This is a genomic window from Nocardia sp. NPDC041819, from assembly GCF_055590505.1.
Genome location: NZ_JBVJAP010000016.1, coordinates 138237 through 144355 on the forward strand (window position 1 = coordinate 138237; position 6119 = coordinate 144355).

The following is a 6119-nucleotide window of genomic DNA, read 5'->3' on the forward strand; positions in this document are numbered from 1 at the left end:
ATACGCGACGGGCACGAAGGAGGAAGCGTGCGCGACCTCCTCGTGCTCGGCGTACGCCGTCAATCCCACGCAGCGAATGAAGGGAGTGTGAACCGCTGATGGCAAGCTTGCGTGAATTGCGCTCCCGCATTCGTGGTGTGAATTCGATCAAGAAGATCACCAAGGCCCAAGAGCTGATCGCGACCTCGCGAATCTCCAAGGCTCAGGCCAGGGTCGCGGCCGCGAAGCCGTACGCGGAGGAGATCACCAAGGTCCTCAGCGAGCTGGCGAGCGCGTCGAAGAACCTCTCGCATCCGCTGCTGACCGAGCGCGCCAACCCGCGCCGGGCGGCCGTGCTGGTGATCACCAGTGACAGCGGCATGTGCGGTGGCTACAACTCGAACGTGCTCAAGCGTGCCGAAGAGCTGATGACCACCCTGCGTGACGAGGGCAAAGAGCCGGTGCTCTACGTGATGGGCAACAAGGGCCTGACCTACTACGCCTTCCGCAACCGCTCGTACGTGTCGGCGTGGACCGGGTTCTCGCAGCAGCCGAAGTATTCCGATGCTTCGTCCGCCTGCCACCACCTGGTCGACGCCTTCATGGCCGGCTCCGACGGAGCGGTGCCCGCTCCGAACGGGACGGGTGACATCGCAGGCGTCGATGAGCTGCACGTCGTGTACACCCGCTTCGTCTCGATGCTGACGCAGAGCCCTGAGGTGCGCCGACTGGCGCCGATCCAGGTGAGCTACGTCGACGAGAACTTCGACCTGGGTGAGGACATCGTGTCGGATTCGCCGACGGCGGACGTCCACGCGCAGTACGAATTCGAGCCCGACGCCGATGTGCTGCTGGCGGCGCTGCTGCCGAAGTATGTCAATACGCGCATCTACGCGTCGTTGCTCGAGGCAGCGGCATCCGAGTCAGCGGCTCGGCGCACCGCAATGAAGGCCGCCACCGACAACGCCAACGAACTCGCGAGTGTGCTCCAGCGCGAGGCCAACTCGGTGCGTCAGGCCCAGATCACGCAGGAAATCAGCGAAATCGTCGGCGGCGTGAACGCGCTGGCGTCGAGCTCGGACCGCGACTGAGCGCCACACGCGGCCTGAGCGACGGGCACGTAGTAAGGCCCCCGAAGGCCGCACATCGACACGGAGAGAACCAACACCAATGACCGCAGCTGTCACCCAAGACAACACGAGCCGGACCGGCGGCGCCGCAGGCCGCGTCGTCCGGGTCATCGGCCCCGTCGTGGACGTCGAGTTCCCGCGCGGAGCCATTCCCGAGCTGTTCAACGCTCTGCACGCCGAGATCGCCCTGACCTCGGTGGCCAAGACCCTGACCCTGGAGGTCGCCCAGCACCTCGGCGACGGCATCGTGCGCACCATCTCGATGCAGCCGACCGACGGCCTGGTCCGCGGCGCCACCGTCACCGACACCGGCAAGCCGATCTCGGTGCCCGTCGGCGACGTGGTCAAGGGCCACGTCTTCAACGCGCTGGGCGACTGCCTGGACACCCCCGGCCTGGGCCGCGACGGCGAGCAGTGGGGCATCCACCGCAAGCCGCCGTCGTTCGACCAGCTCGAGGGCAAGACCGAGCTGCTCGAAACGGGCATCAAGGTCATCGACCTGCTCACCCCGTACGTGAAGGGTGGCAAGATCGGTCTGTTCGGTGGCGCCGGTGTCGGCAAGACCGTTCTGATCCAGGAGATGATCACCCGTATCGCGCGGGAGTTCTCCGGCACCTCCGTGTTCGCCGGTGTCGGTGAGCGCACCCGTGAGGGCACCGACCTGCACCTGGAGATGGAGGAGATGGGCGTCCTCCAGGACACCGCCCTCGTCTTCGGCCAGATGGACGAGCCGCCGGGCACCCGTATGCGCGTCGCCCTCTCGGCGCTGACCATGGCCGAGTACTTCCGCGACGTGCAGCACCAGGACGTGCTGCTGTTCATCGACAACATCTTCCGGTTCACCCAGGCCGGTTCCGAGGTGTCGACCCTGCTCGGCCGCATGCCCTCCGCCGTCGGTTACCAGCCCACGCTGGCCGACGAGATGGGTGAGCTGCAGGAGCGCATCACCTCGACCCGTGGTCGGTCCATCACCTCGCTGCAGGCCATCTACGTGCCCGCCGACGACTACACCGACCCTGCGCCGGCGACCACCTTCGCCCACCTCGACGCGACGACCGAGCTCTCCCGCCCGATCTCGCAGAAGGGCATCTACCCGGCCGTCGATCCGCTGACCTCGACCTCGCGCATCCTGGAGGCCTCGATCGTCGGCGACCGGCACTTCCGGGTCGCCAACGAGGTGAAGCGGATCCTGCAGAAGTACAAGGAACTGCAGGACATCATCGCCATCCTCGGTATGGACGAACTGTCCGAGGAGGACAAGGTCCTCGTCGGCCGCGCCCGTCGTCTGGAGAAGTTCCTCGGCCAGAACTTCATCGTGGCCGAGAAGTTCACCGGTCAGCCGGGTTCGGTCGTGCCGCTGGAGCAGACCATCGACGACTTCGACCGCGTCTGCAAGGGTGAGTTCGACAGCTACCCCGAGCAGGCCTTCAACAGCTGCGGTGGTCTCGACGATGTCGAGAAGGCCGCCAAGAAGATCCTCGGAAAGTAGTCACCGATGGCGGAAATGTCAGTCGATCTCGTCGCGGTCGAACGATTGCTCTGGTCCGGCCAGGCGACGTTCGTCAGCGCGCAGACCACCGAGGGCCAGATCGGCATCATGGCCGGCCACGAACCGTTGCTCGGCCAGCTGGTCGAGGGCGGCATCGTGACGATCGTGGACACCGACGGTCAGCGGGTCGTCGCCGCGGTGCACGGCGGCTTCTTCTCGGTGACCGCGAACTCGGTTCGGGTGCTGGCCGAGTCGGCGGAATTCGCCGACGAGGTGGACGTCGAGGAGGCCCGCCGGGTGCTGGCCGACTCCGACGCCAGCGAAGAGCAGCAGAAGGCGGCTCAGGCCCGCGTGCGCGCGGTCGAACAGACGGCGAACGCGTAGTTACAACCTGTTTTCGAGCACGACTGCTGTCGGCGGTGAAGAGTCCCTTCACCGCCGACAGCGTCTTTCAGGCGAGTCGGACACGGCCGGGCCATTTGTAAACTCGGTGCCGTGGTTGAATGACCGCACGCGGTGTGAACATCAGGCTCGCCGAGCGGAGGTCCGCGTCACCACGAAGGGCCTGCGAACACCCGCCAATCGAATGCCGTGTGGACCACACGGCGGCCTCGCGAAGGGACGAACAGCATTGCAAACCGGGATGGTTCTCCTGATCATTCTGGTGCTCACGCTCGTGTTCCTCGCGCTTGCCTCGACTTACCGCCTCATCATGTTGCGGCGCGGCGGAACCGCCGCGATCCTGCGTGTCCTGCCCGCCCGCGGCGGTCAAGGATGGCGCCACGGATTGATCCGCTACGACGAGGACCGTCTGGTCTTCTTCAAACTCACCAGCCTCAAACTCGGCCCGGACTCCGCCATTCGGCGGCAGGGCATCGAGATCGGTGATCGCCGGGGTCCGCGCGGCGACGAGTACGACATCATGACCGACGACATCGCCGTGATCGCGGTGTCGGACCGCTCGGGCGACTTCGAACTCGCCTTGGATCGCGATTCCCTGACCGCGTTCCTGTCCTGGGTGGAATCCCGCCCGTCCGATCGCACGCGGCGGATGCCGGGTCTGTAGCCCACGGCTCTCGGCGGACCCGGTCCGGCCGCGCCCGCTAGGGTTGTGCTGTGAGCGTGCATTTGACCCGGATCTACACCCGGACCGGCGATGACGGGACCACGGGATTGAGCGACTTCTCCCGGGTCGCGAAGACCGACCCACGCTTGGTGGCCTACGCCGACTGCGATGAGACGAACGCCGCCATCGGTGTGGCGATCGCCCTCGGTGGGCCCGACGAGACGATGCTCACGGTACTGCGGCAGATACAGAACGATTTGTTCGACGCAGGCGCGGACCTCTCCACACCCGTCGTGGCGGAGCCGAAGTACCCGCCGCTGCGGGTCACTCAGCCCTACATCGATCGGCTCGAAGCATGGTGCGACGAGTTCAACACCGCGTTGCCCGCGCTCGATTCGTTCATCCTGCCTGGCGGTACGCCGCTGGCCGCCCTGTTGCACACCGCCCGGACGGTCGCGCGCCGAGCGGAGCGCTCGGCGTGGGCGGCGATCGAGGCGCACCCGGAGGACACCGAGGTGCTGCCCGCCAAGTACCTCAATCGCCTCTCGGACCTGCTGTTCATCCTGAGCCGGGTGGCCAATCCCGGCGGCGATATCCTGTGGAAGCCCGGCGGGGAACCGCCGGGCGCCTGATCGCGTAGGACCGCAGGCGAGTACCCGGGCGATCACGGGGTATTGCCGGCAAGGCGTCGGGACCACCCCGTCGACCACAGCACGCGCCCATCTCGCGGCACTCGCTCCAACGGCGAAAACGTCCGGAGGCGAGGGGAGTCGTGGAGAGGCGGCACCGTAGTGCGCCGCCCCAACTATCCTTGCACCAACAGTGCGCCGAATACGCGGAGAGGCGGCATGGAACGGTTTTTGGTTACCGGCGGAAATCGACTCGTCGGTGAGGTCACAGTGGGGGGCGCCAAGAACAGCGTCCTCAAACTGATGGCCGCTGCGCTGCTCGCCGAGGGCACCACCACGATCACGAACTGCCCGGACATCCTCGACGTGCCGCTGATGGGCGATGTGCTGCGCGGCCTCGGCTGCGACGTGGCCATCGACGGCGGGACGGTGTCCATCACCACGCCCGCCGAACCGAAGTACCACGCGGATTTCCCCGCGGTGACGCAGTTCCGCGCATCGGTGTGCGTGCTGGGTCCGCTGATGGCGCGGTGCAAGCGCGCCGTCGTCGCACTGCCCGGCGGTGACGCCATCGGCTCCCGCCCGCTCGACATGCATCAGGCCGGCCTGCGCCTGCTCGGCGCGACCAGCGAGATCGAGCACGGTTGCGTGGTGGCCAAGGCCGACGAGCTGCAAGGCGCCCGGATCCGGCTCGACTTCCCCTCGGTCGGCGCGACCGAGAACATCCTCATGGCGGCGGTGCTGGCCGAGGGCGAGACGGTGATCGACAACGCCGCGCGCGAACCGGACATCGTCGACCTGTGCAACATGCTCGTCCGGATGGGGGCGCGGATCAGCGGCGCGGGCACCTCGGTGCTCACCATCCAGGGCGTCGAGCGTCTCGCGCCGACCACCCACCGCGTCATCGGTGACCGCATTGTGGCCGCGACGTGGGGCATCGCCGCCGCGATGACCCTCGGCGACATCCGCGTCACGGGCGTGAACCCCAAGCATCTGTCGCTGGTGCTCGACAAGCTGCGGTCCGCGGGGGCGCGCATCTCGTTCGAGCAGGACGGCTTCCGGGTAGTTCAGGCCGAGCGGCCGCGCGCGGTGAACTTCTCGACCCTGCCGTTCCCAGGTTTCCCGACCGACTTGCAGCCGATGGCCATCGGGCTGGCGTCCATCGCGGACGGAACCTCGATGATCACCGAGAACATCTTCGAGGCGCGCTTCCGGTTCGTGGAAGAGATGATCCGGCTCGGCGCCGACGCGCGCACCGATGGGCACCACGCGGTGGTGCGCGGGATTCCTCGGTTGTCGAGTGCTCCGGTGTGGTCCTCGGACATCCGGGCCGGCGCGGGTCTGGTCCTCGCGGGCTTGGTCGCCGACGGGACCACCGAAGTGCACGACGTCTTCCATATCGATCGCGGGTATCCGAATTTCGTCGAGCAGCTGCAGGAGCTGGGCGGCGATGTCACGCGCGTCGGCGCCGCGGATTGAGCGCTCGCGCCCATCCCGATGGGCACGAGTTATCGAGCGTTTCCCTGAAAACGCGTGATGACCAGGGGATTTGACATCGTGCACGCAGACACGTAACTTATTCCAAGTCAGAGCGACACGGACACCGACCCGGGGCCCAGGAGCTGAGCGGAAACGCTGAGCTGGAGGCCAGGGAAACGAGGTAGGACGAGGAGCGCCTGGCGATCACATGGCTCGGCCGCGGACCCAGTTTGCAACTGGGTTCACCACTGAGCTAAGCTTGAAAAGTTGCCTCACTGAAGTTCCGAGAATGTTCGGGTTGGATGTGTGTGCGTGTGTTCTTTGAGAACTCAATAGTGTGTCGATGA

Annotated in this window: 6 protein-coding genes; all 6 read left to right on the forward strand. The window is 66.5% G+C overall.

Going from position 1 to position 6119, the window contains the following annotated elements:
* Positions 1-98 precede the first annotated feature (98 nt).
* Positions 99-1070 (forward strand): F0F1 ATP synthase subunit gamma, encoded by a 972-nt coding sequence (locus tag ACZ6DL_RS32265; RefSeq protein WP_357125956.1) that lies wholly within the window; start codon positions 99-101, stop codon positions 1068-1070.
* Positions 1071-1149: 79 nt separating this feature from the next.
* Positions 1150-2598, forward strand: a complete 1449-nt coding sequence (gene atpD, locus ACZ6DL_RS32270; protein ID WP_159930782.1) for a F0F1 ATP synthase subunit beta — start codon at positions 1150-1152, stop codon at positions 2596-2598.
* A gap of 6 nt (positions 2599-2604) precedes the next feature.
* The gene (locus ACZ6DL_RS32275) at positions 2605-2982 is read left to right on the forward strand and encodes a F0F1 ATP synthase subunit epsilon (protein WP_379054838.1); all 378 of its coding nucleotides are present in this window, start codon (positions 2605-2607) and stop codon (positions 2980-2982) included.
* A 259-nt stretch (positions 2983-3241) separates the two neighbouring features.
* Positions 3242-3664, forward strand: coding sequence for a DUF2550 domain-containing protein (locus ACZ6DL_RS32280; RefSeq protein WP_084466922.1), 423 nt, complete (start codon positions 3242-3244; stop codon positions 3662-3664).
* A 50-nt stretch (positions 3665-3714) separates the two neighbouring features.
* Entirely contained in the window at positions 3715-4296 is a 582-nt protein-coding gene (locus ACZ6DL_RS32285) for a cob(I)yrinic acid a,c-diamide adenosyltransferase (protein ID WP_466056765.1), read from the forward strand.
* A 216-nt stretch (positions 4297-4512) separates the two neighbouring features.
* Positions 4513-5772, forward strand: a complete 1260-nt coding sequence (gene murA / locus ACZ6DL_RS32290) for a UDP-N-acetylglucosamine 1-carboxyvinyltransferase (RefSeq protein ID WP_040865172.1) — start codon at positions 4513-4515, stop codon at positions 5770-5772.
* The last annotated feature ends 347 nt before the right edge of the window (positions 5773-6119 follow it).